This is a genomic window from Salinarimonas sp., assembly GCF_046292825.1.
In the GTDB taxonomy this organism is placed as follows: domain Bacteria; phylum Pseudomonadota; class Alphaproteobacteria; order Rhizobiales; family Beijerinckiaceae; genus Salinarimonas.
Genome location: NZ_JBKBQG010000052.1, coordinates 1 through 26,982 on the forward strand (window position 1 = coordinate 1; position 26,982 = coordinate 26,982).

25 protein-coding genes are annotated in these 26,982 nt (G+C 70.5%); 12 read left to right on the forward strand and 13 right to left on the reverse strand.

Annotation, left to right across the window (positions count from 1 at the left end):
- On the reverse strand, nt 1-319 hold a 319-nt coding region (locus ACK4UM_RS18255), incomplete at its 3' end, for a 1-deoxy-D-xylulose-5-phosphate synthase N-terminal domain-containing protein (RefSeq protein ID WP_409802185.1).
- 122 nt (nt 320-441) lie between these two features.
- Nucleotides 442-696 carry an exodeoxyribonuclease VII small subunit gene (locus ACK4UM_RS18260; RefSeq protein ID WP_409802188.1) on the reverse strand — a complete coding sequence of 85 codons (255 nt, stop codon included), beginning with the start codon at nt 694-696 and terminating at the stop codon, nt 442-444.
- Nucleotides 697-887: 191 nt separating this feature from the next.
- On the opposite strand from ACK4UM_RS18260, the gene ACK4UM_RS18265 reads away from it, so the two are divergent.
- The 6 genes from ACK4UM_RS18265 (at nt 888) to ACK4UM_RS18290 (ending at nt 6,512) form a co-directional block, all read left to right on the forward strand.
- Nucleotides 888-1,580 carry a zinc metallopeptidase gene (locus ACK4UM_RS18265; RefSeq protein WP_409802191.1) on the forward strand — a complete coding sequence of 231 codons (693 nt, stop codon included), beginning with the start codon at nt 888-890 and terminating at the stop codon, nt 1,578-1,580.
- A gap of 122 nt (nt 1,581-1,702) precedes the next feature.
- Nucleotides 1,703-2,164, forward strand: coding sequence for a glycine zipper 2TM domain-containing protein (locus tag ACK4UM_RS18270; RefSeq protein ID WP_409802194.1), 462 nt, complete (start codon nt 1,703-1,705; stop codon nt 2,162-2,164).
- A gap of 142 nt (nt 2,165-2,306) precedes the next feature.
- Nucleotides 2,307-3,437 (forward strand): c-type cytochrome biogenesis protein CcmI, encoded by a 1,131-nt coding sequence (gene ccmI, locus ACK4UM_RS18275; protein ID WP_409802197.1) that lies wholly within the window; start codon nt 2,307-2,309, stop codon nt 3,435-3,437.
- A gap of 33 nt (nt 3,438-3,470) precedes the next feature.
- Nucleotides 3,471-3,962, forward strand: coding sequence for a cytochrome c maturation protein CcmE (ccmE, locus tag ACK4UM_RS18280; protein ID WP_409802200.1), 492 nt, complete (start codon nt 3,471-3,473; stop codon nt 3,960-3,962).
- A 16-nt stretch (nt 3,963-3,978) separates the two neighbouring features.
- A complete protein-coding gene (locus ACK4UM_RS18285; protein WP_409802204.1) occupies nt 3,979-5,994 on the forward strand; it encodes a heme lyase CcmF/NrfE family subunit in 2,016 nt (671 codons plus the stop codon).
- Nucleotides 5,995-6,002: 8 nt separating this feature from the next.
- On the forward strand, nt 6,003-6,512 hold the full coding sequence (locus ACK4UM_RS18290; RefSeq protein ID WP_409802207.1) for a cytochrome c-type biogenesis protein CcmH: 510 nt from the start codon (nt 6,003-6,005) through the stop codon (nt 6,510-6,512).
- Between the two features lie 380 nt (nt 6,513-6,892).
- Here ACK4UM_RS18290 and ACK4UM_RS18295 read toward each other — a convergent pair whose 3' ends face one another.
- From ACK4UM_RS18295 to ACK4UM_RS18320, 6 genes are all read right to left on the reverse strand, one after another.
- Entirely contained in the window at nt 6,893-8,140 is a 1,248-nt protein-coding gene (locus ACK4UM_RS18295) for an NAD(P)/FAD-dependent oxidoreductase (protein WP_409802209.1), read from the reverse strand.
- Nucleotides 8,141-8,533: 393 nt separating this feature from the next.
- A complete protein-coding gene (locus ACK4UM_RS18300; protein WP_409802211.1) occupies nt 8,534-8,977 on the reverse strand; it encodes a RidA family protein in 444 nt (147 codons plus the stop codon).
- Entirely contained in the window at nt 8,974-10,605 is a 1,632-nt protein-coding gene (locus ACK4UM_RS18305) for a benzoate-CoA ligase family protein (RefSeq protein ID WP_409802214.1), read from the reverse strand. Before ACK4UM_RS18305 ends, ACK4UM_RS18300 begins: the two co-directional genes overlap by 4 nt.
- A gap of 501 nt (nt 10,606-11,106) precedes the next feature.
- The gene (locus tag ACK4UM_RS18310; protein ID WP_409802218.1) at nt 11,107-11,940 is read right to left on the reverse strand and encodes an enoyl-CoA hydratase family protein; all 834 of its coding nucleotides are present in this window, start codon (nt 11,938-11,940) and stop codon (nt 11,107-11,109) included.
- Nucleotides 11,937-12,467: a MarR family winged helix-turn-helix transcriptional regulator gene (locus ACK4UM_RS18315; RefSeq protein ID WP_409802220.1), complete on the reverse strand. Its 531-nt coding sequence runs from the start codon at nt 12,465-12,467 to the stop codon at nt 11,937-11,939. The genes ACK4UM_RS18310 and ACK4UM_RS18315 overlap by 4 nt, the downstream gene beginning before the upstream one ends.
- Nucleotides 12,467-13,261, reverse strand: coding sequence for an SDR family NAD(P)-dependent oxidoreductase (locus tag ACK4UM_RS18320; protein WP_409802223.1), 795 nt, complete (start codon nt 13,259-13,261; stop codon nt 12,467-12,469). The genes ACK4UM_RS18315 and ACK4UM_RS18320 overlap by 1 nt, the downstream gene beginning before the upstream one ends.
- A gap of 310 nt (nt 13,262-13,571) precedes the next feature.
- Here ACK4UM_RS18320 and ACK4UM_RS18325 point away from each other — a divergent pair, with 310 nt between their 5' ends.
- From ACK4UM_RS18325 to ACK4UM_RS18345, 5 genes are all read left to right on the forward strand, one after another.
- A complete protein-coding gene (locus tag ACK4UM_RS18325; RefSeq protein WP_409802226.1) occupies nt 13,572-14,774 on the forward strand; it encodes an ABC transporter substrate-binding protein in 1,203 nt (400 codons plus the stop codon).
- Nucleotides 14,775-14,950: 176 nt separating this feature from the next.
- Nucleotides 14,951-15,871 carry a branched-chain amino acid ABC transporter permease gene (locus ACK4UM_RS18330; protein ID WP_409802229.1) on the forward strand — a complete coding sequence of 307 codons (921 nt, stop codon included), beginning with the start codon at nt 14,951-14,953 and terminating at the stop codon, nt 15,869-15,871.
- 250 nt (nt 15,872-16,121) lie between these two features.
- Entirely contained in the window at nt 16,122-17,138 is a 1,017-nt protein-coding gene (locus tag ACK4UM_RS18335; RefSeq protein ID WP_409802232.1) for a branched-chain amino acid ABC transporter permease, read from the forward strand.
- Nucleotides 17,135-17,884, forward strand: a complete 750-nt coding sequence (locus ACK4UM_RS18340; protein ID WP_409802235.1) for an ABC transporter ATP-binding protein — start codon at nt 17,135-17,137, stop codon at nt 17,882-17,884. The genes ACK4UM_RS18335 and ACK4UM_RS18340 overlap by 4 nt, the downstream gene beginning before the upstream one ends.
- Nucleotides 17,884-18,582: an ABC transporter ATP-binding protein gene (locus ACK4UM_RS18345; RefSeq protein WP_409802239.1), complete on the forward strand. Its 699-nt coding sequence runs from the start codon at nt 17,884-17,886 to the stop codon at nt 18,580-18,582. Before ACK4UM_RS18340 ends, ACK4UM_RS18345 begins: the two co-directional genes overlap by 1 nt.
- A gap of 307 nt (nt 18,583-18,889) precedes the next feature.
- Here the strand turns inward: ACK4UM_RS18345 and ACK4UM_RS18350 are convergent, their stop codons facing one another.
- A complete protein-coding gene (locus ACK4UM_RS18350) occupies nt 18,890-19,981 on the reverse strand; it encodes a S1C family serine protease (RefSeq protein WP_409802243.1) in 1,092 nt (363 codons plus the stop codon).
- Nucleotides 19,982-20,204: 223 nt separating this feature from the next.
- Here ACK4UM_RS18350 and ACK4UM_RS18355 point away from each other — a divergent pair, with 223 nt between their 5' ends.
- Nucleotides 20,205-23,861 (forward strand): EAL domain-containing protein, encoded by a 3,657-nt coding sequence (locus ACK4UM_RS18355; protein WP_409802245.1) that lies wholly within the window; start codon nt 20,205-20,207, stop codon nt 23,859-23,861.
- A gap of 4 nt (nt 23,862-23,865) precedes the next feature.
- Here the strand turns inward: ACK4UM_RS18355 and ACK4UM_RS18360 are convergent, their stop codons facing one another.
- From ACK4UM_RS18360 to ACK4UM_RS18375, 4 genes are all read right to left on the reverse strand, one after another.
- Nucleotides 23,866-24,738, reverse strand: coding sequence for a branched-chain amino acid aminotransferase (locus ACK4UM_RS18360; protein WP_409802247.1), 873 nt, complete (start codon nt 24,736-24,738; stop codon nt 23,866-23,868).
- Between the two features lie 138 nt (nt 24,739-24,876).
- Entirely contained in the window at nt 24,877-25,431 is a 555-nt protein-coding gene (locus ACK4UM_RS18365) for a BA14K family protein (RefSeq protein ID WP_409802250.1), read from the reverse strand.
- A gap of 92 nt (nt 25,432-25,523) precedes the next feature.
- On the reverse strand, nt 25,524-26,009 hold the full coding sequence (gene bfr, locus ACK4UM_RS18370; protein ID WP_409802254.1) for a bacterioferritin: 486 nt from the start codon (nt 26,007-26,009) through the stop codon (nt 25,524-25,526).
- A gap of 92 nt (nt 26,010-26,101) precedes the next feature.
- Nucleotides 26,102-26,410: a bacterioferritin-associated ferredoxin gene (locus ACK4UM_RS18375; protein ID WP_409802256.1), complete on the reverse strand. Its 309-nt coding sequence runs from the start codon at nt 26,408-26,410 to the stop codon at nt 26,102-26,104.
- Between the last annotated feature and the right edge of the window lie 572 nt (nt 26,411-26,982).

Here is a 26,982-nt window from a genome sequence, read left to right on the forward strand (position 1 = left end):
GCTTCGTGAAGCCCGACAGACCGCCGCCCTGGCGCAATGTGCGGATGCGGTCGCGGCGCCCCGTCAGGATCTTGTGCGGATAGGCCTGGTGGCCGACGTCCCAGATCAGCCGGTCGCGCGGCGTGTCGAACACCGCATGCAGCGCCACCGTCAGCTCGATCACCCCGAGCCCAGCCCCCAGATGCCCGCCCGTCACCGAGACCGCATCGATTGTCTCAGCCCGCAACTCGTCCGCCACCTGGCGCAATTGGTCGTCGGCGAGGTCGCGCAAGCGCGCGGGGCTGTCGATCGTGTCGAGAAGGGGGGTGGAGGGAGGCATGAAGGGACGATCCTGACGATACGGACGGACGCTGCGTCCGCGAACAGAGATAGGCACGCGTTCTCGCGCGTAAAGCACGACGTCCGTCTACGCGCGAGGGCGCGTTCCGGTTCTCGCGCGCCTCAGGAATCGACGTCGAGCGGGCTCGTGCCGCGGGCCTCGCCGCCGGGGCCGGGCTCGATCTTCTCGATGCGCGCCTCCGCGCTCTTCAGGAGCGCCGCGCAATGGGCCTTGAGCGCCTCGCCGCGCTCGTAGATGCGGATCGAATCCTCGAGGGCCACCGCGCCCTGCTCGAGCTTGCGCACGATCTCCTCGAGCTCGGCGAGCGCCTTCTCGAAGGGCATCTGCGCGATGTCGGCGTGATTGGTCTGCGTCATCGCGATCGTCGTCCTCTCCGCGCGGCGCCGCGATCGGAAGGCGGGCGGCGCGGCAAAGGCATAGCCCGCGGCGGCGGCGGCGTGCAAGGGCGCCGGGAAGACGGCCCGTGCGCCGGCTGACGACGGCGCGCCTCCGATCCGCGGCGACGCGCCCCCTCGCGAAGCGGCGCGGCCGTGATTACCTTGCCCGCATGCCCCTCCTCCTCGGCCTCATCGGGATCCTCTTCCTCGCCGCGATCTTCCTGCCGCAATGGTGGGTGCGCACCGTCATGCGCCGGCACTCGGCCGAGCGCGACGACTTTCCCGGCACCGGGGGCGAGCTCGCGCGCCACCTCCTCGACCGCGCCGACCTGCGCCACGTCAAGGTCGAGCTGGCGCAGCCGGGCGGGGACCATTACGACCCGATCGAGAAGGTCGTGCGCCTCTCCCCCGACAATCACGACGGCCGCTCGATCACCGCCGTCGCGGTCGCCGCGCACGAGGCCTCGCACGCGATGCAGGACGCCGACGGCGATCGCCTGCTCGCGACCCGCATCCGGCTCGCCGGATCGATCCGCACGGTCGAGGTGGCGGCGGCGATCATCCTCGCGCTCGCGCCGGTGCTCGCCTTCCTGGTGAAATCGCCGGTTCTGCTGATCGTGCAGCTCGGGGTCGTCGTGGCGCTCCTCGCCTCGCGCGTCCTCGTCCACGTGCTGACGCTGCCGGTCGAGCTCGACGCGAGCTTCCGCCGCGCGCTGCCGATTCTGCAGGTCGGCGGCTATCTCCCCGAAGAGGACCTGCCGAAGGCGAAGAGCGTGCTGCGCGCGGCGGCGATGACCTATGTCGCCTCCGCCCTCGTCTCCCTCCTCGACATCGCCAGGCTGTTGCGCGTGCTGCGCTTTTGACCCTCGGCGGGCGCTGCGGCCCGCGCGATCCCGCCCCTTTTCGCGTTCGCATTCACCTCGCATTCATCTTCCTGCCGCTTTTTGTCGCTGAAGCGGAAGCGTTCCAATTCCGGAGACGTGAGATGATGGTCAAGAAGATCGGTGTCGTGGGGGCTCTCGCCGCCGCCCTGTCGCTGGGCGCCTGCGCGGGCGCGGGTCAGAACCAGCAGGTCGGCGCCATGTCCGGCGCCCTCATCGGCGGCATCGTCGGCTCGCAGATCGGCGGCGGGCCGGGCGAGCGCATCGCGGCGGGCCTCGCCGGCGCGGCGATCGGCGGCCTGATCGGCGGCGGCATCGGCGCGAGCCTCGACGAGGCGGATCGCCAGCGCGCCGCGCAGGCGCAGTTCGTCGCCTTCGATTCGGGCCGTGCGCAGCGTTGGCGTGGCGATCAGGCCTATGGCGAAGTGATTCCGGGCCCGAGCTTCCGCTCGCAGGCCGGCTTCTGCCGCGAATACACCCACACGATCTACATCGGCGGGCGTCCGCAGCAGGGTTACGGCACCGCCTGCCGGCAGCCCGACGGCTCCTGGCAGATCGTCAGCTGACGGGGTTCGCGGTTATCCACATCCAATCGACGGGAAAAGGGGCTCCGGTAGCCCCTTTTTTCGTGCGTAATTTCCCGCGCGTGACACCGTGTCGCCGGAGCGTAGCATCGTTCCGCCTCGGCTGGCTGTGTACATTGCGCCCATGACGATCTGGATCCTCTTCGCCGTTATGACGGGCGCGGCCGTTCTGGCCGTGCTCCTGCCCCTGTCCCGACGCGTGAGCGCGGAGGAAGCCTCCTCCGCGGTCGGCGAGCGGTTGTTCTACGAGGATCAGCTGAAGGAGATCGAGCGCGATCGCGCCCGCGGGCTGATCTCGGACGCGGAGATGCGCGCCGCCAAGGCGGAGGCCGCCCGCCGGCTGATCCGCGCGACCGCCGACGAGCCGAAGCCGACCGACACCGTCGACGAGCCGGCCCTGCGGCGGCGCCGCGCGGCCTCCGCCATCGCGCTCTCCTCGGTGCCGCTCCTCGCGCTCGCCGTCTACGGCGCCTACGGCTCGCCGCACCTGCCCGCCCAGCCCATCGCCGCGCGCCTGCAGCAGACCATCGACCCGGCGACGATCGGCGTCGCGGAGGCGGTCGCGCGGATCGAGGCGCATCTCGCAGACAATCCCGAAGACGGGCGCGGCTGGGACGTGCTCGGTCCGGTCTACATGCGCCAGGGCCGCTTCGAGGACGCCGCCAACGCCTATCTGAACGCGCTGCGCCTCCTCGGCGAGGAGCCGACGCGGCTCGCCAATCTCGGCGAGGCGCTCGTCAACGCCGATGCGGGGGTCGTCAAGGAGCGCGCCCGCCTCGCTTTCGCGCGCGCCGTCGAGCTCGACGCGAATCAGCCCAAGGCGCTCTTCTATCTCGCCCGCGCGGCCGAGCAGGAGGGGAATCTGGCGCAGGCCAAGGCGCAATACGAGGACATCGTGCGCCGCTCCCCGCCCGGCGCCGCCTGGCTCCCGATCGTCAACGAGCGCATCGCGGCGCTCGGCGGCGTGCCGATCGCGCCCACCATCGACCCGCAGGCCGGCGCGGCGATCGCGGCGCTGCCGGAGGAGGATCGCCTTGCGGCGATCGGCGGCATGGTCGAGCGGCTCGAGGCGCGCTTGATGGAGAACGGCGGCACGGCCGAGGAATGGGTGCGTCTCCTGCGCTCCTATTCCGTGCTGGGGCAACGCGAACGCGGCGCGCAGGCGCTCGCGCAGGCGCGCGCCGCCCTCGCCGAGGACGCGGCCGGGCTCGCGAGCCTGAACGCGGCCGCGACCGAGCTCGGTCTCGAAAACTGATCGTGTGCGAGAACTGATCGTGTGGGTGTGACGATGACGCGCAAGCAGAGACGGATGACCATGATCGGAACGGCGGGCGTCGTGCTCGCCTCCGCGCTCGGGCTCACCTTGTGGGCGATGTCGGACACGATCGTGTTCTTCCGCGCGCCCGCGCAGATCATGGCCGAGGGCGTGGAGCCCGGCGTGCGCTTCCGGCTCGGCGGGCTCGTCGAAGCGGGCTCGATCGAGCGGCAGACGGACCAGGTCTTCTATTTCCGCGTCACCGACGGCGTCGGGATGGTGCCGGTGCGCTACCAGGGCCTGCTGCCGGACCTGTTCCGCGAAGGCCAGGGCGTCGTCGCCGAGGGCCGGATGGACGGCGAGGGCCTGTTCGTCGCCGATACGGTGCTCGCCCGCCACGACGAGAACTACATGCCGCGCGAGGTCGCCGACGCGCTCAAGGACGCCGGCGTCTGGCAGCACGGCGAGCCCGCCGTCCACCCGGCCGCCGCGCGCGATCTGCCGCGCAACGCCCCGACGCATTGAGAAGGACGAGGACCCGATGCTGATCGAGGCCGGACATTTCGCGCTCGCGCTCGCGCTCGGGCTGTCGCTCGTGCAGGTGCTGGTCCCGTTCTGGGGCGCGCGCACCAACGACGCGACGCTGATGAACGTGGGCAAGCCGGCGGCGGTAGGCGTCCTCGCCCTCGTCGCGTTCTCGTTCGGCGTGCTGACCTGGGCCTACGCGACGTCCGACTTCTCGGTCATGAACGTCGTCGCGAACTCGCACACGCAGAAGCCCTTCGTCTACAAGCTCACCGGCGTGTGGGGGAACCACGAGGGCTCGATGCTCCTGTGGATCCTCATCCTCGCGCTGTTCGGCGCGCTCGTTGCGGTGGCCAAGAACGCCGTGCCGCCGAAGCTGCGGGCGAACACGGTGGCCGTGCAGGGGCTGATCACCGTCGCCTTCCTGATCTTCCTGCTCGCCACCTCGAACCCGTTCGAGCGCCTCGAGCCGGCGCCCTTCGAGGGCCAGGACCTCAACCCGATCCTGCAGGACATCGGTCTCGCGATCCACCCGCCGCTCCTCTACATCGGCTATGTCGGCTTCTCGATCACCTTCGCCTTCGCGATGGCGGCTCTGATCGAGGGCAAGATCGACGCGGTCTGGGCGCGCGCGGTGCGGCCGTGGACGCTCGTCGCCTGGGCCTTCCTGACGCTCGGCATCTCGATGGGCTCGTACTGGGCCTATTACGAGCTCGGCTGGGGCGGCTGGTGGTTCTGGGATCCGGTCGAGAACGCCTCGCTCCTGCCTTGGCTCGCGGGCACCGCGCTCATCCACTCGACCGTGGTCATGGAGAAGCGCGACGCGCTCAAGGTGTGGACGATCCTGCTCGCGATCCTCACCTTCTCGCTCTCGCTGCTCGGCACCTTCCTCGTCCGCTCGGGCGTGCTGACCTCGGTCCACGCCTTCGCGGTCGATCCCGATCGCGGCCTGTTCATCCTCGGCATCCTGGTGTTCTTCATCGGCGGGTCGCTCGCGCTCTTCGCCTGGCGCGCGCCGATGCTGCGCCAGGGCGGCATCTTCGCGCCGGTCTCGCGCGAGGGCGCGCTCGTCCTGAACAACCTGTTCCTGTCGACGGCGACGGCGACCGTGTTCATCGGCACGCTCTACCCGCTCGCGCTGGAAGCGGTGACCGGCGCCAAGATCTCGGTCGGCGCGCCCTTCTTCAACGCGACCTTCATTCCCGTGATGATCCCGCTCCTCCTGCTCCTGCCCTTCGGCCAGGTGATCGCGTGGAAGCGCGGCGACATGCTCGGCACCGCGCAGCGGCTCTATGCGGCGGGCGCGATCGCGCTGCTCGCGACGGTGGTGGTGTTCGGCTTCACCTATGGCGGCCCGTGGCTCGCGCCGCTCGGCGTCGGCCTGGGCGTGTTCCTGGTGCTCGGCTCGCTCAACGAGATCTTCACCCGCGCCTGGAGCGCCGGCAGCCTGCAGACCTCGTGGAAGAAGGCGATGGGCCTGCCGCGCTCGACCTGGGGCACGGTCCTCGCCCATGCCGGCGTCGGCGTCAGCGTGATCGGCATCGCCGCGACGGCGTGGTCGGTCGAGCGCATCGTGTCGATGCGCCCGGGCGACGTCACGCCGATCGCCGGCTACGAGGCGCGGCTCGACGCGGTCTTCCCGCGCACCGAGCACAATTACCGCGACGACGTCGCGCGATTCACCGTGCTGCACGAGGGTCGCGAGATCGGCGTCATCGAGACCATGAACCGCTTCTATCCGGCCCGCCAGATGCCGACGACGGAGGCCGGCATCATGACCCGCGGCGTCAGCCAGCTGTACTTCTCCTTCGGCAGCTTCCAGGACGACGGCACGGTGGGCTTCCGGCTCTATTACAAGCCGTGGATCCTGTTCATCTGGATCGGCACCGTGATCATGGCCGCGGGCGCGGGCCTCGCGCTCACCGATCGTCGCTTCCGCGTCGGCGCGCCGGCGAAGCAGGGCGGCCGGGCCGGGCCGCGGCCCGCCCGCGGCGGCAATGGCGGCACGCCCTCCGCCGTGCCGGCGGAATGAGGCGCGTCATGCTCACGAAAGAGATCGTCGCCCGCCTCGTCGCCACTCTCACCGCGCTCGCGCTCGTCGTCGCGCTCGCGAGCCTGCCCGCCCGCGCGCTGACCCCCGCCGAGATCCTCGACGATCCGGCGCTCGAGCAGCGTGCGCGGGAGATCTCGCGGGAGCTGCGCTGCCTCGTCTGCCAGAATCAGTCGATCGACGATTCCGACGCGCCGCTCGCGCAGGACCTGCGCACCCTGGTGCGCGAGCGGGTGGTCGCGGGGGATTCGAACGAGCAGGTCCTCTCCTTCGTCGTGGCGCGCTACGGCGACTTCGTGCTCCTGCGCCCGCCGATCAACGCGCAGACGATCCTGCTCTGGACCGCGCCGACCCTCGTGCTGATCGCGGGCCTGATCGGCATCGTCATGACGGTGCGCCGCCGCCGCATCGCCCCCGCCGGCCCCACCGCCCCGCCCCTCTCCCCCGACGAGGAAGCCGCCCTCCGGCGGATTCTGGAGGGGGAACGGGAGAAGGGGTGATCATCCCTCCCCGTAGGGGAGGGTGTCCTCCGGAGCGAAGCGACGGAGGTCGGGTGGGGCACGAGGCGCGAACCTACCCACCGCCGTCATTCCGGGGCGCGAAGCGAGCCCGGAACCCAGACTCCCGACGCTGGTTCGAGCGCGCATGCGCGCTCGTTGCACAACTTCACCACTCGGATGCGTCGAGGGACGCAGCCTATAGGCTGCTCATCATAGGTCGGGGTTCTGGGTTCCGGGCTCGCTTCGCGCCCCGGAATGACGGCGCGGAAATGACATCAAGGACTGGCGAGCGATCATCGGAAAGAGACCGACGGCGCCTCGTCGTCTCTTCCCAAGCGCAGATCCCGATGTGTGAATCTCGTAACCCTCCGGGGAGGGATTCACGCCAGCTTGCGCCCGAACCGCGCGATCGAGAACGGGGTCGGGTCGATCGCCGGGGGGCGGCCGCTGAGGAGGTCGGCGACGATGCGGCCGGTGGTGGCGCTCTGGGTGAGGCCGAGATGGCCGTGGCCGAAGGCGTAGACGACGCGGCCGCGGCCCGGCGAGAAGCCGATCACGGGCAGGCTGTCGGGGGTCGCGGGGCGCTGGCCCATCCAAGCGGTGCCGCCGCGCGTCTCGAGATCGGGCAGGTAGCGTTTGGCGATCCGCGCGAGCGCCTCCGAGCGGCGATGGTTCGCGGGCGCGGACAAGCCGGCGAATTCCGCGGCGCCGCCGATGCGCAGGCCGATCGCGAGCGGCGTCGCGACGAACTTGGCCTCGGCGAAGATCAGCTGGCGGCCGAGCGCGATGCCCGGCTGCGGGATCGTGGTGTTGTAGCCGCGCTCGCTCTCGACGAGCACCCGGTCGCCGACGCTCTGGGCGAGCGCGCCCGACCAGGCGCCGGCGGCGACGATCGCGATGTCGGCATCGCCCGCGCTCCCGTCGGCGAGCGCCACCGACACGCGGTCGTCGCGGATCGCGAGCGCGCGCGCCTCTCCCTTGTGGAACGCGACGCCGCGCTCGGCGAGGCGGCGGGCGAGGGCCGCGACGATGCGTTTGGGGTCGGCGACGATCGACCAATGCGGATCGAACACCGCGCGCACGACCCGCGGCGACAAAGCCGGCTCCAGCGCCCGCGCCTCGGCGCCGGACAGGACCTCGAGCCGCTGGCCGTGCTCGGCGCGCACCCGGCGCTCCCAGGCATCCGCCTCGAATCCCCGCTCGGTCTCGTAGACGGTGAGCGCGCCGTCGCGGCGCAGATCGTCGGCGAGGCCCATATCGGCGAGAAGCGGCACGAGATCGTCGTAGACGCGCCCGTTGAGGGCCGCGAGCGCGGCGGTCGCATGCGACACGCGCTCGGGGCGGCCGGCCTCGAGGAAGGCGCGCAGCCAGGGCGCGAGCTTCGGCAGGTGGGCGGGGCGGATCGCGAGCGGCCCGAGCGGATCGAGGAGCCAGCGCGGCACGCGCTTCCACAAGCCGGGCACGGAGGCCGGCAGGATCTCCGTCACCGCGATCCCGCCCGCATTGCCGTGCGAGGCACGGTCCCCCTCCGGGTCGCGATCGAGCACGCGCACCTCGTGCCCGTCCGCGACGAGCGCGTGCGCGCAGGCAAGACCGACGATGCCGGCACCGATCACGACGATACGCACGACTGTTCCCTGCGAGATCCGGCGAATGGAGAGCTTGGCTCGGTTCGATGCCGATCCTTGCTGCCACTCCAAATGCGTGTCAATCGGGAAGACGTCGCCGCGCGACGACTTGCAGAAAACCGAATTCGACTTGAAGTCGCACGCTCGGCCTATTCATGGCGCGATTCTTTGCGGAAACCAATGATAGTTCATATGTGAAGGACCAGGCGCGAACCCCCTTACGCTCGGGCATTGCGCGCGCTTGCATCGCAGCGCAGCGACGTTGCGTCGCGGCGGCGGCGGCGCCTGCGCGCCGCAGCCTCGAATTGCCGAGCCGGCAAGGCTCTTTTTCCTATCTTGGTTACCTGCCCTAACGTAAATACAGTATAAGACCGGCGAACGGAGCAACCCCGCTCAGTCCGGCACCACCGCCGTCGCTTCGATCTCGACGAGCGCCGCCGCCTCGACGAGGCGCACCACCTGAACCAGCGCCATGGCGGGGTAATGCGGGCCGATGACTGCGCGATAGGCGCGGCCGAGCTCGCGCAGACAGGCGAGATAGGCCTCGATGTCGGTGACGTACCAGGTCAGCCGCACGAGATGGCGCGGCGCGGCGCCGCCCTCGGCGAGGATCGCGACGATGTTCTCGAGCGTCTGGCGCGTCTGCGCGACGAGCCCCTCTGGGAAGCGCCCCTCGACGTCCCAGCCGACGACGCCGCCCGTCACCACGAGCGTGCCGCGCGCGGCCATGCCGTTGGCGTAGCCCTTCGGCGTCGGCCAGCCCGGCGGCTGCAGGACGCGCGGCCCGTCTCCCGGCTCGCCGCCCGCCTCCATCATGCGCTCGCGCAGCTCCCTCATCGACCCGCCTCCCCTTTCGCCTGCTCGCGCAACGCGAAGCGCTGCAGCTTGCCGGTCTGCGTCTTCGGCAGCGCGTCGACGAAGACGATCGAGCGCGGATATTTGTAGGGCGCGATCTCCGCCTTGGCGTGCGCCTGCAGCGCCTCGACCATCGCCGCGTCTCCCGTATGGCCCTCGCGCAGCACGACATAGGCGCGCACGACCGTTCCCCTCTCGGGATCCGGCGCGCCGACGACGCCGCATTCCGCGACCGCCGGATGGGCGAGGAGGGCCGCCTCGACTTCGGGCCCGGCGATGTTGTAGCCGGCCGAGACGATCATGTCGTCCGAGCGCGCCTGGTACCAGAAATAGCCGTCCTCGTCCTGCACGTAGGTGTCGCCCGTCACGTTCCAGCCGTTCTCGACGTAGCGCGCTTGGCGCGGATCGGCGAGGTAGCGGCAGCCCGTCGGCCCGCGCACGGCGAGCCGCCCGACCATGCCCGGCGGCAGGTCGCGGCCGTCGGCATCGATCACCTTGGCCTCGTAGCCGGGCACGACGCGGCCGGTGGCGCCGGGGCGGATCTCGTCGTCGGGGGAGGCGATGAAGATGTGGAGCATCTCGGTCGCGCCGATGCCGTCCATCAGGGTCAGCCCGGTCGCCTCGCGCCACGCCTCGAGCGTGGCCTTCGGCAGCGGCTCGCCGGCGGAGACGCATTTGCGCAGGCAGGAGACGTCGTGGTCGCGCAGATGGGGGAGCATCGCGCGGTAGGCGGTCGGCGCGGTGAAGACCACGCTCGCCCGGAAGCGCGCGATCGCCGGCAGGAGATCGGCCGGCCCGGCCTTCTCGATCAGCACCGTGGACGCGCCGATGCGGAAGGGGAACAGCACGATGCCGCCGAGCCCGAAGGTGAAGGCGAGCGGCGGGGAGCCGATGAAGCGGTCGTCGGGGCTCGCGCGCAGGACGTTGCGGGCATAGGCGTCGCAGATCGCGAGCATGTCGCGATGAAAATGCATCGTGCCCTTGGGCTCGCCGGTCGTCCCCGAGGTGAAGCCGACGAGGCAGACGTCGTCGGACGCGGTGTCGACCGCCTCGAAGCCGGTCGGCGCCTCGCGCATCAGAGCCTCGAGGCTCCCCTCCCCCGCCCCGCCCCAATAGACGACGTCGCGAAGCGACGGCGCGAGCGCGCGCGCCTTCTCCATTTCGTCCGCGAGGCGGTGATCGCACAGAGCCACGGCGATCTTCGCCTTCTCGATCGGATAGGCGATCTCGCGCGCGCGCAGGAGCGGCATCGTCGCGACGACGACCCCGCCCGCCTTGATCACCGCGAGATAGGCCGCGACCATCGTCGCGCTGTTCGGCCCCCGCAACAGCACCCGCCCGCCCGGCACGAGCCCGAGCGGCCCCGTCAGCACGTTCGCGATCCGGTTCACGCGCTCGGCGAGCTGCGCGTAGGTGAGCGTCTCCTCGGGCGTGAGGATCGCGATGCGCTCGCCCCTGCCCTCGCGCACATGGCTATCGAGGAAGGCGTCGACGCAATTGAGCCGGTCGGGATAGACGAGCTCGGGCCGTGCAAAGAGGAAATCCGGCCATTGGCTCTGCGGCGGGAGATTGTCCCGCGCGAAGGTGTCGATATGGGCGCTCTCGATCATCGTGGCGGACCTTCGGCGAGGTAGTGGAATTCCCCTTCGGCGGAGAACGGGCGCGGAAAGATTTTCGAACTCTCCGGGGAAGGTGGGTCCGGACGCGAACGGCGTCCGGAGACGGATGGCGACTTTCGACCCGTCGCCTTCGGCGCCGGGCCACATTCCACCGAGAGCTTGCGTGTCTTCCGGAGGCTGTCATCCCGGGCCGCGAAGCGGACCCGGGACCCATACCCTCGACGATCGTTCGAGCGCGCATGTCGCGCTCGTTCCGCTCCCGTCGGGCAGCCTTCGTCGGAGAAACGCAGCCTACAGGCTGCGACCGACGCGTCGTGGATATGGGTCCCGGATCGCCTTCGGCGTCCGGGATGACACCGCAACGATTGACTTTCACACTCTGAGCGAAAGGCCATCGCCCGGCACGCGCCGTGCCCCACCCGACCTCCGTCGGCTGCGCCTCGGAGGCCACCCTCCCCTGCGGGGAGGGACGAGGAGCCCGACCCCCACATCTCAGTCGCCCTCGAAGACCGGCTTGCGCTTCTCGGCAAAAGCCTCGAAGGCGCGGCGGAAATCGTTCGTGGTCATGCACAGAGCCTGCGCGACCGCCTCCGCCTCGATCGCCTCCTCGACCGACATCGCCCATTCCATGGCGAGCATGCGCTTCGTCATGGTGTTGGCGTAGGTCGGCCCGGCGGCGATCTCGGCGGCGAGCGCGCGGGCCTGCGCCATGAGATCGTCCGGCTCGACGAGGCGCGAGAAGAAGCCCCAGCGCTCCCCCTCCTCCGCGCGCATGAACCGGCCCGTATAGAGGAGCTCGGAGGCGCGGCCCTGGCCGACGATCCGGGGCAGGATCGCGCAGGCGCCCATGTCGCAGCCCGCGAGGCCGACCTTGTTGAACAGGAACGCGACCTTGGCGCGCGGCGTCGCGAGGCGGATGTCGCTCGCCATGGCGACGATCGCGCCGGCCCCCGCCGCGACCCCGTCGACCGCGGCGACGATCGGCTGCGGGCAGGCGCGCATCTCGCGCACGAGCTCGCCCGTCATGCGGGTGAAGGCGGTCAGCCCCTTGGCGCCCATCCTGGTGAGCGGCTCGATGATCTCGAACACGTCGCCGCCCGAGGAGAAGTTCTCGCCCGCGCCGGCAATCACCACGGCCGCGATCGTCTCGTCCTTCTTGAGCGCGGCGAAGAGGTCGGCGAGCTCGCGATAGCTCTCGAAGGTGAGCGGGTTCTTGCGCTCGGGGCGGTTCAAGGTGATCTGCGCGATGGCGCCCTCGACCTCGAGCAGGAAATGCGCCGGTCGATATTCGGCGATCGGCAGGGTGACGGCATTGGCGTGTCTCATGCGCGATCCTCCTCGCTGCGCGCGATCGCCGTGCGGGCGGAGAGCTTGGCCTTGGCCAACAGGCCCATCAGCGTGTCGATCTCGGACGCCGAGAGCCCCGCGAAGATCTCCGCGATCCACTCCTCGTGCTCGGCCGCCATGGCGCGGAAGTCGGCCCGGCCGAGATCGGTGAGGCTGATCACCTGGGCGCGGCGGTCGTGGGCGGCGGTGCGGCGGTCGAGATGGCCCGATTCGACGAGCCGCTCGACGAGCCCGGTGACGTTGCCGTTCGAGACCATCATGCGCTTGGACACTTCCGACAAAGTGAGCCCCTCCGGCGCGCGCACGAGCTGCGCCATCAGGTCGAAGCGCGGCAGCGTCACGTCGAAGCGCGCCCGCAGCCGCCCGCGCACCTCGCCTTCGATCATGGTGGTGAGCGTGAGGAGCCGCAGCCAGAGCCGCAATTCGTCCGCGTGCTCGGCCGGCGCCTCCTGCACCGCGGATTCCTGATCGAGCACGTCCTGGTCGAGGATCCGCCGATCGCTCATCAGACCTCGCCTCCCGCGACCGCGATCGCCTGGCCGGTGACGGATGCGGCCGCGTCGCCGCACAGCCAGACCACGGCGTCGGCGACCTCGTCGGCCTGGACGAAGCGCTTCTGGGGGTTGTTCTTGACGAGGGCGGCTGCCGCCTCCTCGGCGCTGCGCCCGGTCTTGGCGACGATGCGCTCGATCGACTGGGCGACGATGTCCGTCTCGACATAGCCCGGGCAGACGGCGTTCACGGTCACGCCCGCGCGGGCTGTCTCCGCCGCGAGCGCGCGGACGAGCCCGATCGTCGCGTGCTTGGCCGCGCAATAGGCGGTGACGTAGGGGTAGCCCTTCAGCCCCGCCGTCGAGGCGATGGCGACGATGCGGCCGAAACCGCGCTCGGTCATCGCGGGCAGCACCGCGCGCGCCGCGTAGACGACGCTGAGATAGTTCATCTCGAGCATGGTGCGCACGAGATCGTTCGAGGTCGCCCCGAACGGCGCCGATTCGGCCGCACCCGCATTGCAGATCATCAGGTCGATCGGCCCCGCCCGCTCGACCGCCTCGGCCAAGGCGTGGGTGATCGCGTCCTCGATCGTGACGTCGGCGGTCACCGCGTGATGGGCGCAGCCATTCGCGATCGCCCGCTCGAGGGCGGCCATGTCGCGCCCGAGCACCGTGACGGCAGCACCCGCCTCCGCCAGGGCCCTCGAGATCGACAAGCCGATGCCCCGCCCGCCGCCGGTCACGAGCGCATGGCGCCCCGCGAGGCGCGCGCCGCCGAGGCTCTGTCGTTCGGGTATGGCGTCCATGCGGCTCACTCCTCGCGCGTGTGTCTCGTCTTCGTTTGCGTGGCGGGGAGGCAAGCCCCTTGCGATCCGCCCGCTGCTTATTTTAAGCTTCAAATATCGGCCCGGAACGAGGGCCGCGTCAAGCGGGGGAAAGGGAGATCCCCCGGCGAGACGGCGACGAGGCGTGACGCGTCGCGGAGCGCAGGCGAGGGAGAGCCGCCGCAAGAGGGGGCTTTCCCGAGAGGCGCCGGAGCGTCACAGTGCGTCGCGGCGACGAACGAAGCGCGAGCGCAAGTCGCGCGGGGAACTGCCAAACGGGAGACACGCGTTCATGACGACCTTCAACAGACATCTCGCCCTTTCCGCGACGGGCCTCCTCGCCGCGACGGCTCTGGCCACGGCTCTCGCCACGACGCCCGCGCTCGCGCAGGATCCGGTTCGCGTCGGCGTCATCCTCACCCTGTCGGGCCCGCCCGCCTCGCTCGGCGAGCAGGCGCGCGACGGGTTCCAGCTCGCGATCGAGAAGCTCGGCAACGAGCTCGGCGGGCGCCCGGTCGAGGTGATCGTCGTCGACGACGAGCTCAAGCCCGACGTCGCCATCACCCGCGTCCAGGGCCTGATCGAGCGCGACGACGTCGACTTCGTCGTGGGCCCGATCTTCTCGAACATCGCGCTCGCGATCGCGCGGCCCGTCGTCGAGGCCGATCGCTTCCTGATCTCGCCCAATGCCGGCCCCTCCCCGCTCGCGGGCGCCGATTGCCATCCGAACTTCTTCGCGACCTCCTACCAGAACGACCAGAACCACGAGGTGATGGGGGCCGTCGCGCAGAGCCGCGGCTACGAGCGCGTCGTGCTGCTCACGCCCAATTACCAGGCCGGGCGCGACGCGATGGCGGGCTTCAAGCGCCATTTCGAGGGCACCGTTCTCGACGAGATCTACGTGCCGCTCGGCCAGCTCGACTTTTCCGCCGAGCTCGCCCGCATCGCGTCTCTGTCGCCCGACGCGATCTTCACCTTCATGCCCGGCGGCATGGGCGTGAACCTCGTGCGCCAATATTCGCAGGCCGGGCTGACCGACCGCATCCCCTTCCTCTCGGCCTTCACCGTCGACGAATCGACCCTGCCGGCCCAGCAGGACGCGGCGGTCGGCATGTATGGCGGCATGAGCTGGGCGCCGGACATGGACAACGAGGCGAACCGCGCCTTCGTCTCCGCCTTCGAGGAGAAGTACGGCCGCGTGCCGGCCTCCTACGCCGCCTTCGCCTTCGACACGGCGATGCTGCTCGATTCGGTGGTGCGCGCGGTCGACGGCGACCTGTCGGACCGCGACGCGGTGCGCGAGGCGATCCGGGCTGCCGACTTCGACTCGGTGCGCGGCGACTTCGCCTTCAACACCAACAACTTCCCCGTCCAGAACTTCTACCTCGTCCAGGTCCACAAGCGCGACGACGGCCTGTTCGAGACGCGCATCGTCGAGCGCGTGTTCGAGGAATACGGCGACGTCTACGCCAGCGAGTGCCAGATGGGCGGGTGAGAAGGCGCCATCCCTCCCCGCAGGGGAGGGTGGACCGCGGAGCGGAGCGACGCGGGCCGGGTGGGGCCCGTGTCCCTGTCGTTCTCACCCTCGAGCGTCGGGCCCCACCCCGCCCCTCTCGCTACGCTCGAGGGTCCACCCTCCCCTACAGGGAGGGATTTTCACGGATCCCCCGCATGTACACGACGCTCATCCTCGTCCAGACGCTGAACGGCCTGCAATTCGGAGTGATCCTGTTCCTGATCGCGGCAGGGCTCACGCTCGTCTTCGGGGTGATGGACTTCATCAACCTCGCGCATGGCGTGCAGTACATGATCGGAGCCTATTTCGTCTTCGCCTTCACGACGATGACGGGCTCCTTCGGGCTCGGGCTTCTCCTCGCCTTGCCCGCCGCGCTCGCCTTCGGGCTCCTGCTCGAGGCGCTCGTCTTCCGACATCTGTACGACCGGGACCATCTCGAACAGGTGCTCGCCACCTTCGGCATCATCCTGTTCCTGAACCAGGGCGTGAAGGTGGTGTGGGGCGCGAGCCCCCTCTTCGTGCCGGTGCCGGAGCTGCTCCAGGGCTCGATCGAGATCATGCCGGGCTTCTTCTACCCGATCTACCGCCTCGCGATCATCGCGGCGGGGCTCGGGGTGGCGGCCCTCCTCTACGTGCTCGTGAGCCACACGCGCGCCGGCATGCTGGTGCGCGCGGGCGCGACGAATGCGAAGATGGTCTCCGCGCTCGGCGTCGACATCCGGCGCCTGTTCATGATCGTGTTCGGCTTCGGGGCGATGCTCGCGGGGCTCGCGGGCGCGATGGTGGCGCCGATCCTCTCGGTCGAGCCGGGGATGGGCGACAATCTCCTCATCCTCGCCTTCGTCGTCATCGTGATCGGCGGCATCGGCTCGATCCGCGGCGCCTTCCTCGCGGCGCTCATCATCGGCCTCGTCGACACGCTCGGGCGCACCTTCGCGCCGGATCTCCTGCGCCTCGTCCTCGATCCGGGCACGGCCTCGACTGTGGGCCGCGCGATCGCGCCGATGCTGATCTACATCCTGATGGCGTGCGTGCTCTTCTTCCGGCCCGCCGGCCTCTTCCCCGTCAAGCGCTGAGGAGGTGGCGATGAAGCTCGGATCTTCCCACGCCGTCATTCCGGGGCGCGAAGCGAGCCCGGAACCCAGAAACTCCGACGCGTGTCGAGCAGCCTATAGGCTGCGTCCTTCGACCTCGCCGTCGACGCCTGCAGCGCAGCGAGCGCGGCATGCGCGCTCGGACAGCCGTCGTGGTTCTGGTTTCCGGGCCCGCTTCGCGTCCCGGAATGACGGGCGGTGATCCATGCACACGAACTCTGAGGCGAGAGCGATGTCGGACACCGCGAAGGTCACGGACGCGAAGGCCCCCTCCCCCGCGCGCGCGAAGGAGCGCGAAGGCGGCCTCTCCGGCTTCCTGCGGCGGGAATGGATCGCGCTTCTCCTCATCGGCTTCTTCCTGTTCGCGCCGGCCTTCGCGCAATTCGGCGCCGAGGGCTATCTTCTCTCGCTCGTCATCCGCGCGATGATTTTCGCGATCGCGGCGATGTCGCTCGATCTCATCCTCGGCTACGGCGCGCTCGTCTCCTTCGGGCACGCGGCCTTCCTCGGCATCGGCGCCTATGCGGTGGGAATCCTCGCCGCGAACGCGATCAACGACGTGTTCGTGCAGCTCCTCGTGACGGTGCTGGCGTCGGCCGCCTTCGCGGCCGTGACGGGGGCGATCTCGCTGCGCACGAAGGGCGTCTACTTCATCATGATCACGCTCGCCTTCGCGCAGATGGCTTACTTTTTCACGACCTCGCTCGCGGCCTATGGCGGCGACGACGGGATGACCCTGCGCACGCGCTCGCTGGTCTTCGGCAACAATTGGCTGCGCGACACGCACACCTTCTACTATCTCACCTTCGCGATGATGGTGGGCGTCTATCTCCTCCTGCGCGCCATCGTCGCCTCGCGCTTCGGCCGCGTGCTGCGCGGCGCGAAGGAGAACCCGGTGCGCATGCAGGCGATCGGCTTCGACCCCTATCGCTACCAACTCGCGGCCTACGTCATCGCCGGCACGATCGCGGGCCTCGCGGGCTTTCTCCTCGCCAACCACATGCAGTTCGTCTCGCCCGCCGCGATGGGCTGGCACCGCTCCGGCGAGATGATCATCATGGTGGTGCTCGGCGGCATGGGCACGCTGATCGGGCCGATGCTCGGGGCGGCGATCTTCATCTTCCTCGAGGAGATCCTCGCGCGCATCACCGAGGACTGGAAGCTGATCTTCGGCCCCTTCCTCGTCCTCGTCGCGCTCTTCGCCCGCGGCGGCATCATGGGGCTCGCGAAGCGTTGGAGGCGCAAATGACGACGATCCTCGCGCTCGAGGGCCTGCGCAAGAATTACGGCGCGCTCGCCGTCACCGACGACGTGTCGCTCGCCGTCGAGGAGGGGGAGCTGCACGCGATCATCGGGCCGAACGGGGCGGGCAAGACGACGCTCATCCACCAGATCTCCGGCCTCGCCCCCTCCGATTCGGGCCGCATCCTCTTCGACGGGCAGGACGTCACGGGGATGCCGATGCATGCGCGCGCCAAGGCCGGGCTCGCGCGCTCCTTCCAGATCACCTCGGTGCTCCCGGGCTTCACCGCGCAGGAGAACGTCGCGCTCGCGGTGCAGGCGCGATCGGGCTCGTCCTTCCGCTTCTTCGGCGACCCCTCGCGGGAGGAGGATCTGCAGCGCGAGGCGATGGAGGCGCTCGCGATCGTGAACCTGAGCGCGCGCGCGGACGTCCTCGCGGGCGAGCTCTCGCACGGCGAGAAGCGCCAGCTCGAGCTCGCGATCGCGCTCGCGACGCGCCCCAAGCTCCTCCTCCTCGACGAGCCCTTGGCGGGCACCGGGCGCGAGGAGAGCGAGCGGGTCGTCGAGACGCTGCGGCGCCTCAAGGGCCGCTACACGATCGTCCTGATCGAGCACGATATGGAGGCCGTGTTCGCGCTCGCGGACCGGGTGAGCGTGCTCGTCTACGGGCGGATCATCGCGACCGGCGCGCCGGCGGCGATCCGCGCCGACAGAGCGGTGCGCGAGGCCTATCTCGGCGAGGAGGCCGCCTGATGCTGGAAGTGACGAGGCTCGAGAGCGCCTACGGGCCGGCGCAGGTGCTGTTCGACATCCATCTCGCGATTCGTGCCGGCGAGGTGGTGACGCTGCTCGGCCGCAACGGCATGGGCAAGACGACGACGGTCAACACGGTGCTCGGCCTGATGCGGCCGAAGGGCGGGTCGATCCGCTTCGAGGGGCGCGAGATCGCGGGGCTGCCCTCCTACAAGGTGGCGCAATGCGGCATCGGCCTCGTGCCGGAGGGTCGCCAGATCTTCCCGACGCTGACCGTCGAGGAGAACCTGATCGCCACCGCCGCCGCGCGCTTCGGCACGCCGCGCTGGACGCTCGAGAGCGTCTACGCCCTGTTTCCGCGCCTGAACGAGCGGCGCCGGAATCTCGGCTCGCAGCTCTCGGGCGGCGAGCAGCAGATGCTCGCGATCGGGCGGGCTCTGATGACGAACCCGAAGCTCCTCGTCCTCGACGAGGCGACGGAGGGTCTCGCCCCGCTCATCCGCGCCGAGATCTGGCAATGCCTCGCCACCCTCAAGAGCGAGCGCCAGGCGATCCTCGTCATCGACAAGAACGTCGACGCCCTCATCCCGCTCGCCGATCGCCACGTCGTGGTGGAGAAGGGCCGCGTCGCCTGGACCGGCACGAGCGCGGAGCTCGCGGCGGACGCGACGATCAAGGATCGGTTCCTGCACGTGTGAGGGGTGGGGGTGGAGACGCCCGGCGAGCGGCTGCCGCGCTTCTTGCCTTCGCAATCGGCGAGGATGCGAAGGGTGTCATCCCGGGCCGCGAAGCGGACCCGGGACCCATACCCTCGACGACCCTTCGAGCGCGCATGCCGCGCTCGTTGCGCTACCTTGTGGGCAGCTTTCGTCGGAGAAACGCAGCCTACAGGCTGCGACTGCAGCGTCGCGGGTATGGGTCCCGGATCGCCTTCGGCGTCCGGGATGACATCGTAACGAGATCTCCAAGCTTCTGCGCCGCGACGGTGATTGAAGCCCGTCCCCCTCACCGCCCCGCCGACACGTCCGTCGTCTCCACGACGCGCTCGATGACCTCGTCGTCGCGCAGGATCGTCAGGCGCACCGCGGCGCCGACGCCGGCGGATTCGAGCGCGCGGGTGAGGTCGGCGAAGGTGGCGACCGGGGCGCCGTCGACGGCGACGATGACGTCTCCGAGCGCGCCGGTGACCGAATCGACGCCCATGAGCCCGGCATCCTGCGCGGGCGAGCCGCGCACCACGCGCAGGATCACCACGCCGTCGAGGCCGAGCCGCCGCGCGATGTCGTCGTCGCCGACCACGATCCCGATGCCGGGCGTCGGCACCACGCCGTCCCGGATGAGCTGGGGCACGACGGCGTTGACGATCGCGATCGGCACCGCGAAGCCGATGCCCGCGGACGCACCCGACGGCGAGAAGATCGCCGTGTTCACCCCGATCACCCGCCCCGCCGAATCGAGGAGCGGCCCGCCGGAATTGCCCGGATTGATCGCCGCATCCGTCTGGATGACGTCGGCGATCTCGCGCCCGCGCCCGGTCGGCAGGGTGCGCTGGAGGGCGGAGACGATGCCCGTCGTGAGCGTCTGATCGAGGCCGAAGGGGTTGCCGATCGCGAAGGTCGCCTGGCCGACGACGAGATCGTCCGAGGAGCCGATCGGCAGAGGCGGCGGCAGGCGGCTCGGGCGCTCGAGCCGCAGAACGGCGATGTCGGTGTCGGGCGCGCGTCCGACGATCGTCGCCGATACGATCTCGCCGTCGGCGAGGCGGACGGAGACGCGGTCCGCGCCCGCGACGACGTGGTTGTTGGTGACGACGTGCCCCGCCCCGTCCCAGACGAAGCCCGTGCCCGACTGCATCCCCCCGCCCGGCGCGAGCCCGGGCCGCGCGGCCGCGCGCCCGAAGACGTGCACGACCGACGGCGCGGCGTTGCGGAAGATCTCGACGGCGTTGATCTCGGAGGGCGCGAGATCGCCGCGCGCGACCACGGGCCGCGGCTCGGTCGCGGCGAAGAAGAGCCTCGCGAGATAGGGCTCGGCCACCCAGAGGGCGGTGATGAGGAGGAGCGCGCCCCACGCGATCCGCAGAAACCCGGTGGTCACGACGTCATCGGCCTCCCGGAGCAGTCTCCCCCCGGGTCGGCGCGGAGGAGGCGATGCTCGAAACGCGGCTTTTCCCGCACGGGGAGAGAACGCCTCGGACATTGCCGCGGTTCGACGGGCGGCGTCGGAAATCAAGGATCGCTTTACATGTTTTCGGTTGCACCGTGACTCTTCGTTTACGCCTGACGCGCATAATCCATGTGAATTTTCGCGAGGCCATACCGTGCCGACAACCGCTCCCGACGGTCGCAACGCCTCCCGCGCCGGTCCCTGCGCCGCCCTCCTGCGGCTCGCGATCGCCTGCACGCGCGCGCAGGGCGCCTACCTCGCCCGCGCGAGCGCAGACGGAGCGGTCGTGATCGCGAGCGAGGGCATCGCCGCCCCGGCGGCGAGCGCCCATCTCGCGAGCCTCTCCCCGAAGGACGCGCGCCGCGTCGTCGTGACGGATGCCGCCGGGCGCGCCATCGGCAGCCTCGGAATCGTCCGCGCGCGCGCTCCGGGCCGGGCGATGCGCGCCCGCCTCGCCGACCTCGCCCAGCTCGCCGCCCCCCATCTCGCATCGCCGAGCGCGAGCCTCGAGGGGAGCCTGCCCGACGCGCAGACGCCCGAGGGCCGCCTGCGCGACTTCCTCGCCTCCTCGTCGGACTGGATCTGGGAGACGGATGCCGAGCACCGCTTCACCCTGTTCCGCGACGAGGCGGGCGTCTCGGGTCTCGCGCCCGCGAGCGTGATCGGGCGCACGCGCTGGGCGTTGGCGGGCGGCGATCCGAGCACGAGCGCCTTCTGGGCCGCCCACGCCGCCGATCTCGAGGCGCATCGGCCGATCCGCGAATTCGTCTACGCCCGCATGCGCGACGACGGGCGCCGCCTCGTCTCGGAGGTCAACGGCCATCCCGTCTTCGACGCGGCGGGCCGGTTCATCGGCTATCGCGGCACGGCCCGCGACATCGCCGAGCGCCACGACGCCCAGGAGAGCCTCAAGCGCCTCACCCTCGTCGCCCGCCTCACCCGCAACGCCGTCGTCCTGTGCGACGCGCGCGGGCTGATCGAATGGGTGAACCCCGCCTGCGAGCGGCTGGCGCGGGCGCGCCTCGCCGATCTCGTCGGACGGCCGCCGAGCGCCGCCATCGCCGCGCTCGCCGCCGACACGCCCGGCGCGGAGGAGGTCCGCCGCGCGCTCGCCGCGGGCACCGGCACGCGCGCCCGCCTCGAGCGCATCGACGAGGACGGCCATCGCCAGGCGATCGATCTCGACGTCGAGCCGATCCGCACCCGGGCGGGCGAGATCGAGGGGACGATCCTCGTCGGCAACGACGTCACGGAGGAGATCCTCGGCCGGGAGCGGCTGCAGGCGGTGATCGACAACGTCGCCGCAGGCATCGCGCTGCGCGACGCGACGGGCACCGTGATCGCCTGCAACCGCGCAGCCGAGGTCCTCCTCGGCTTCCGCGAGGGCGATCTGATCGGGCACACCACGGCAGACCTGCCCTGCCGCCTCCTGCGCGAGGACGGCAGCACGCTGCCCCCCGAGGAGCACCCCGCCTCGGTCTCGCTCGCGACGGGAGAGAGCGTGCGCGACGTCGTCATCGGCATCGAGCGCGCGGGCACGACGCGCTGGATGAAGGTCAATGCCCGCCTCCTCGACGAGGCCGGCACGGCGGATCGGAAGGTGATCACGAGCTTCGCCGACGTCACCACGGAGCGCCGTCAGCAGGAGAGCCTCGCGGAGGCCCACGCGCGCGCGACGCGGGCGCTCGCCGAGCTCGGGGCCTATCGAACGGCGCTCGATCAGCACTCGATCGTCGCCGTCACCGACCGTCGCGGGCGGATCACCTACGTCAACGACCTGTTCTGCAAGATCAGCGGCTACGAGCGCGAGGAGCTGATCGGCAACACCCACAAAATCGTCAATTCGGGCACCCACGAGCCCGGCTGGTTCAAGAACCTGTGGCGCACGATCGCGACGGGACGCTCCTGGCGTGGCGAGATCTGCAACCGCAAGAAGAGCGGCGGGCTCTACTGGGTCGACACCACCATCGTCCCGATGCGCGATGCGGAGGGGCGCATCGAGAGCTACGTGTCGATCCGCTACGACATCACCGAGCGCAAGCGCGCCGAGGCCGCGGTCGCGCAGGAGATCGAGAAACGCGCGGCCGCCGAGACGCTCCTGCGCGACGTGCTCGACACCATCCCCGACGCCGTCGCCGCCTACGACACGCAGGATAGGCTCGTCCTCTTCAACAAGGCCTACAAGGATTTCTACGCGCTCTCGGCGCCCGCGATCGAGATCGGCGCGCCCTTCGAGGACATCCTGCGCTACGGTCTCGCCAACGGGCAGTACAAGGATGCGGGCACGACGCCCGAGGAGCACGAGCGCTGGCTCGCGCGGCGCCTCGCGACCCACCGGCAGCGCCCGTTCCAGCGCGTGATCCAGCCGCTCGGCGACGGGCGCTGGCTGCAGGTGCGCGAGCGCCGCTCCCGATCCGGGTACATTGTCGGCGTGCGCACCGACATCACGAGCCTCAAGCTCGCCGAGGCCGCCATCAAGCGCCACGCGGAGCAGGATCCGCTGACCGGCCTCGCCAACCGCGCCGTCATCACGAGCCGCCTGCGCGACCAGCTCGAGAGCCGGCGGCGGGCGGATCAGGCGGGGGCGGTCGTGCTGCTCGACCTCGACCATTTCAAGGACGTCAACGACACGCTCGGCCACGATGCCGGCGACGCGCTCCTGCGGGAGGTCGCCCGCCGGCTCACCGCCGCCGTGCGGGGCACCGATACCGTCGCGCGGCTCGGCGGCGACGAGTTCGCCGTGATGCTCCCGGGCCTCGCGACGCCGGAGGAGGCGCATGCGATCGTCGAGGGCATCCACCGCAGCCTCCAGCGCGAGACGACCGTCGCCGGCCGCGCGCTCACGCCGAGCGCCTCGATCGGCGTGACGCTCTACCCGCACGACGGCACGACGCCGACCGAGCTCCTCAAGAACGCCGACATCGCCCTCTACCAGGCCAAGGCGCGCGGGCGCGGAATCTGGTGCTTCTTCGATCCCGCTCTGAGAACGCGGCTCGAGCGGCGCGGCGAGATCGCGGAGGCGCTGCGCGCGGCGATCGCGACGAACGCGCTGACCGTCGCGCTGCAGCCTCAGGCCCATACGCGCGACGGCACCCATGCCGGCTTCGAGGCCCTGGTGCGCTGGACCCGCGACGGGGAGCCCGTCTCGCCGGGCGAGTTCGTCCCGGTCGCCGAGGAGACGGGGCTGATCGAGCGTCTCGGCTCGGCGGTGATCGACAAGGCGCTCGCGAGCCTCAGGACGATGCTCGACCGCGGCCTCGATCCGGGCCAGGTCGCCGTCAACGTCGCGGCCGCCCAGCTCAAGCGCGAGACCTTCGTCGCGCAGGTCGAGCAGGCGCTCCTGCGCTACGCGCTCCCGCCGCAGCGGCTCGAGATCGAGGTGACCGAGAACGTGCTGCTCGACCGCGCCGGCGACAAGATCGCCGAGACGCTGCGCGGGCTGCACCGGCTCGGCGTGACGATCGCGCTCGACGATTTCGGCACGGGCTACGCCTCGCTCGCCCATCTCAAGCGCTTTCCCGTCGACCGGCTCAAGATCGACCAGAGCTTCGTGCGCGACATCGGCGTCGACCCGGAGGACGCGGTGATCGCGCGCACGATCGTGAACCTCGCCCATTCGCTCGGCATGAGCGTGGTGGCGGAGGGCATCGAGACGCGCGAGCAGCTCGAGTTCCTGCGCCTGCACGGCTGCGACATCGCCCAGGGCTACCTGATCGGCCGCCCGCTCTCGGAAATCGACGCCGCCTGCGACTATCTCGCCAACCTCGCCGCCCCCGCGCGCATGGCGCGGGCGGGGCGGCGGATCGGGTGAGGCCTCACGCCGCCGCGGGCGTCGAGTGCGCGTAGTCCCAATAGAGCTCGCGGGTCTTGCGGGCGATGGGGCCGGGCTGCAGCTCGCGATCGTCGATCTTCACGATGGGGACCACCTTGGAATAATTGCCCGAGGTGAAGATCTCGTCGGCGCCGAGGAAGTCCTCGTAGCGCAGAGCCGTCTCGTGGACCTTCATGCCGGCCCCGCGCAGGAGGCCGATCACCCGCTGGCGGGTAATGCCGTTGAGGAAGGTGCCGTTCGGAGCCGGCGTGAACACCTCGCCGCCGCGGACCATGAAGATGTTCGAGGTCGCGGTCTCGGCGACGTTGCCGAGCATGTCGAGGACGAGGGCGTTGTCGAAGCCGCGCGACATCGCCTCGCGCAGGGCGCGCGCATTGTTGGGATAGAGGCAGCCGGCCTTGGCGTCGGTCGGCATCGTCTCGAGCGTCGGCCGGCGATAGATCGATTTCGTGATGCGCAGGCCGGCGGTCGGCGGCGGCATCGGCGCCTCGAACAGGCACAGGCAGAAGCCGATGTCGTCGGGATCGGGCAGGATGGTGCTCGGCCCCTCGCCCTCGCCCCAATACATCGGCTTGACGTAGAGCGCCGGGCCGCCGTCGAACTTCTTCGCGCCCTCGTGGGTGAGGCCGACGATCTCGTCCGCCGACATGGTGGGGGTCAGCCCGATCTTGCGGGCGGATTCGTTCACGCGCGCGGCGTGCAGGTCGAGATCCGGGGCACGGCCCTCGAAGATCCGGGCGCCGTCGAACACGGTCGACGCGAGCCAGGCGCCGTGCGAGCGCGGCCCCATGATGCCGGGATTGCCCTCGTGCCACTCGCCTCGGTACCAGCTCCAGGTCCGCGAAAACTTCGCCACGTCCGCCTCCCGCTCGCGTCGATTTGGTCAGTTATCCTGCCGCATCGAAGCGGTCGCGCCCTCCGCCGTCAACCCGGAAAGCGCGCGAGCGGGCATGAGAATGCGTGATCCGGCCGATCGACCCCGGTGATACGTCGCTCACGGGATCCGGCAGAGGTGACGCCGCCCGTCATAGCCGAGAAAGGTGAGCGTCGCGCGGTCGAACGAGCGGTACTTGCGGGCGCAATAGGCGATCTCGGCCGGCCCGTAGGCGACCCGCGCCCGCGGCGCGACCGGCACCGCCGGCGCCGTCAGGACCTGTCCGAGGACCGCCCCGGCCGCGAGCCCGACGATCCCCGCCGCGATCGCCGCGCCCGGATCGTAGGCGTAGGGCGGGTAGAAGTCGCGCGGATAGGGATGGCGGCGCACGCGGCGCTCGACGACGACCGGATAGCCCACCACCCGCTCGTGCGGGCCGACCCATTCGTAGCCCGGCGCGTAGCCGTAGCGCACGCCGTAATCGTAGCCGTGATCGTATCCGTAGCGATGGCGCCAGGCGGGGACGGCATCGGGCGAGTTCTGGTAGACCGGATCGACGTCGCGGTGGTGGATCGCCTCGTTTTCGCTGAAATAGACGCCTTGCGCCTGTAGCGGCGCGGCGGCGCCTGCGGCGGCGAGGAGGCCGATCCCGAGACCGAGGACACGCGCATGCATGGCTGCAATCCTCCGTAGAGCCCCGGACGCGCGTCGCGAGCGGGGCCGACATCGACGAACGCCGATGCCGGCCGGTTCGTTCCGCGTGAGGATCAGGTCTCGCTCTCGAGACCCCCGACGTGGCGCTGCGCGTAGAGCTGCAGGCCGATCTGGCGGATGAGCTCCTGCTGCGTCTCGAGGAAGTCGATGTGACCCTCCTCGTCGGCGGCGAGCTCCTCGAAGAGCATCTTCGAGACACGGTCGTTGATGCTGTCGCAATATTGCGCGGCTTCGAGGTAGAGCGCCCGCGCCTCGAGCTCGGCGGCGAGATCGGCCTCGATCACCTCCTGGACGTTCTGCCCGATGCGCAGCGGATCGAGCTCCTGGAGGTTGGGGAAGCCGTCGAGGAAGATGATCCGCTCGACGAACTTGTCCGCGTGCTCCATCTCCTCGATCGATTCCTTGCGCCAGAAGGCGGCGAGCTTCTTGTAGCCCCAATCGTCGAGCAGCCGGTAATGCAGCCAGTACTGGCTGACGGCGGTGAGCTCGCTGCGCAGGCCGCGGTTGAGGTACTCGATGACCTTGGCGTCGCCCTTCATCCACATTTCCCTTCGTGAACGCGTGTTTCGACGCGGACGATGCCCCAGCCGTCGGCGTCAGGCAAGCCCCGGAGGGAGGCGGCGGGAGGCGGTCAGGCGGCGGCGACGATGCGCGGCGGATGGGCCATCGGCTCGGCGAGCGCGTCCTCGAGAGCGGCATCGAGCGCATCGGCGATCCGCGCCTGCGGGCAGGCGGGGCACGGGCTCGCGCAGGCGCCCGCATCGGCGGAAGCCGCCTCGGCGCCGCGCAGGATCTTGCGGATCGTCACCGCGCAACGGCCGCATTGCGGGCTGCATCCGAGACACCGGTAGACCTGCGCGGGCGTGCGCGGGCAATCGGGCCCCGAAAGGCAGCCGCGCACGGCGTGATCCGACAGGACGTTGCAGGAGCAGACGATCATCGCGAGGACCGATCCGGCTGGCCGCCAGTTTAGAACGGGTCAAAACTACGTTGTCTATCAAAGACTTAAGCCGAATCACGCCCCGCCGCAACCCCGTGCGCGCCCGATCCGGGAAACACCGTGCGCGGCGTGCCGACGCAGGATCCCCCTCCCCCCGCGAAGCGGCGGGGAGGGGTTAGGGGTGGGGGGCGGTGGGGCTTGTAGGGTGGAGCGTGGAGAGGGCTCCGGCGGAGAGGCCGAGCATGCCTCCCCACCCGCTCCACCCGCGCGACCACCCCCCACCCTACCCGCCCCGCCGCTGCGCGGGGGGAGGGGGACCTTCGCGCCGAGGGACTTCCTGGAGCCGATCGTCTCGCGACGCCCTCAATGGAGGCCGCGACGGGATTCCCCTCCCCCCGCGCAGCGGCGGGGAGGGGTTAGGGGCGGGGGGCGGTGGGGCTTGTGGGATGGATCGTGGAAGAACTCCGGCGGAGAGGCCGAGCACGCCTCCCTACCCGATCCACAGGCCCGACCACCCCCCACCCTACCCACCCCCCCCCGGCGCGGGGGGGGGGGGGGCGGGGGGGCCCCCG

Coding starts and splice junctions, on each gene's coding strand:
- ACK4UM_RS18260 (WP_409802188.1), bottom strand. CDS start 696: ATGACGCAGACCAATCACGCCGACATCGCGCAGATGCCCTTCGAGAAG.
- ACK4UM_RS18265 (WP_409802191.1), top strand. CDS start 888: ATGCCCCTCCTCCTCGGCCTCATCGGGATCCTCTTCCTCGCCGCGATC.
- ACK4UM_RS18270 (WP_409802194.1), top strand. CDS start 1,703: ATGATGGTCAAGAAGATCGGTGTCGTGGGGGCTCTCGCCGCCGCCCTG.
- ccmI (WP_409802197.1), top strand. CDS start 2,307: ATGACGATCTGGATCCTCTTCGCCGTTATGACGGGCGCGGCCGTTCTG.
- ccmE (WP_409802200.1), top strand. CDS start 3,471: ATGACGCGCAAGCAGAGACGGATGACCATGATCGGAACGGCGGGCGTC.
- ACK4UM_RS18285 (WP_409802204.1), top strand. CDS start 3,979: ATGCTGATCGAGGCCGGACATTTCGCGCTCGCGCTCGCGCTCGGGCTG.
- ACK4UM_RS18290 (WP_409802207.1), top strand. CDS start 6,003: ATGCTCACGAAAGAGATCGTCGCCCGCCTCGTCGCCACTCTCACCGCG.
- ACK4UM_RS18300 (WP_409802211.1), bottom strand. CDS start 8,977: ATGAGGGAGCTGCGCGAGCGCATGATGGAGGCGGGCGGCGAGCCGGGA.
- ACK4UM_RS18305 (WP_409802214.1), bottom strand. CDS start 10,605: ATGATCGAGAGCGCCCATATCGACACCTTCGCGCGGGACAATCTCCCG.
- ACK4UM_RS18310 (WP_409802218.1), bottom strand. CDS start 11,940: ATGAGACACGCCAATGCCGTCACCCTGCCGATCGCCGAATATCGACCG.
- ACK4UM_RS18315 (WP_409802220.1), bottom strand. CDS start 12,467: ATGAGCGATCGGCGGATCCTCGACCAGGACGTGCTCGATCAGGAATCC.
- ACK4UM_RS18320 (WP_409802223.1), bottom strand. CDS start 13,261: ATGGACGCCATACCCGAACGACAGAGCCTCGGCGGCGCGCGCCTCGCG.
- ACK4UM_RS18325 (WP_409802226.1), top strand. CDS start 13,572: ATGACGACCTTCAACAGACATCTCGCCCTTTCCGCGACGGGCCTCCTC.
- ACK4UM_RS18330 (WP_409802229.1), top strand. CDS start 14,951: ATGTACACGACGCTCATCCTCGTCCAGACGCTGAACGGCCTGCAATTC.
- ACK4UM_RS18335 (WP_409802232.1), top strand. CDS start 16,122: ATGTCGGACACCGCGAAGGTCACGGACGCGAAGGCCCCCTCCCCCGCG.
- ACK4UM_RS18340 (WP_409802235.1), top strand. CDS start 17,135: ATGACGACGATCCTCGCGCTCGAGGGCCTGCGCAAGAATTACGGCGCG.
- ACK4UM_RS18345 (WP_409802239.1), top strand. CDS start 17,884: ATGCTGGAAGTGACGAGGCTCGAGAGCGCCTACGGGCCGGCGCAGGTG.
- ACK4UM_RS18365 (WP_409802250.1), bottom strand. CDS start 25,431: ATGCATGCGCGTGTCCTCGGTCTCGGGATCGGCCTCCTCGCCGCCGCA.
- bfr (WP_409802254.1), bottom strand. CDS start 26,009: ATGAAGGGCGACGCCAAGGTCATCGAGTACCTCAACCGCGGCCTGCGC.
- ACK4UM_RS18375 (WP_409802256.1), bottom strand. CDS start 26,410: ATGATCGTCTGCTCCTGCAACGTCCTGTCGGATCACGCCGTGCGCGGC.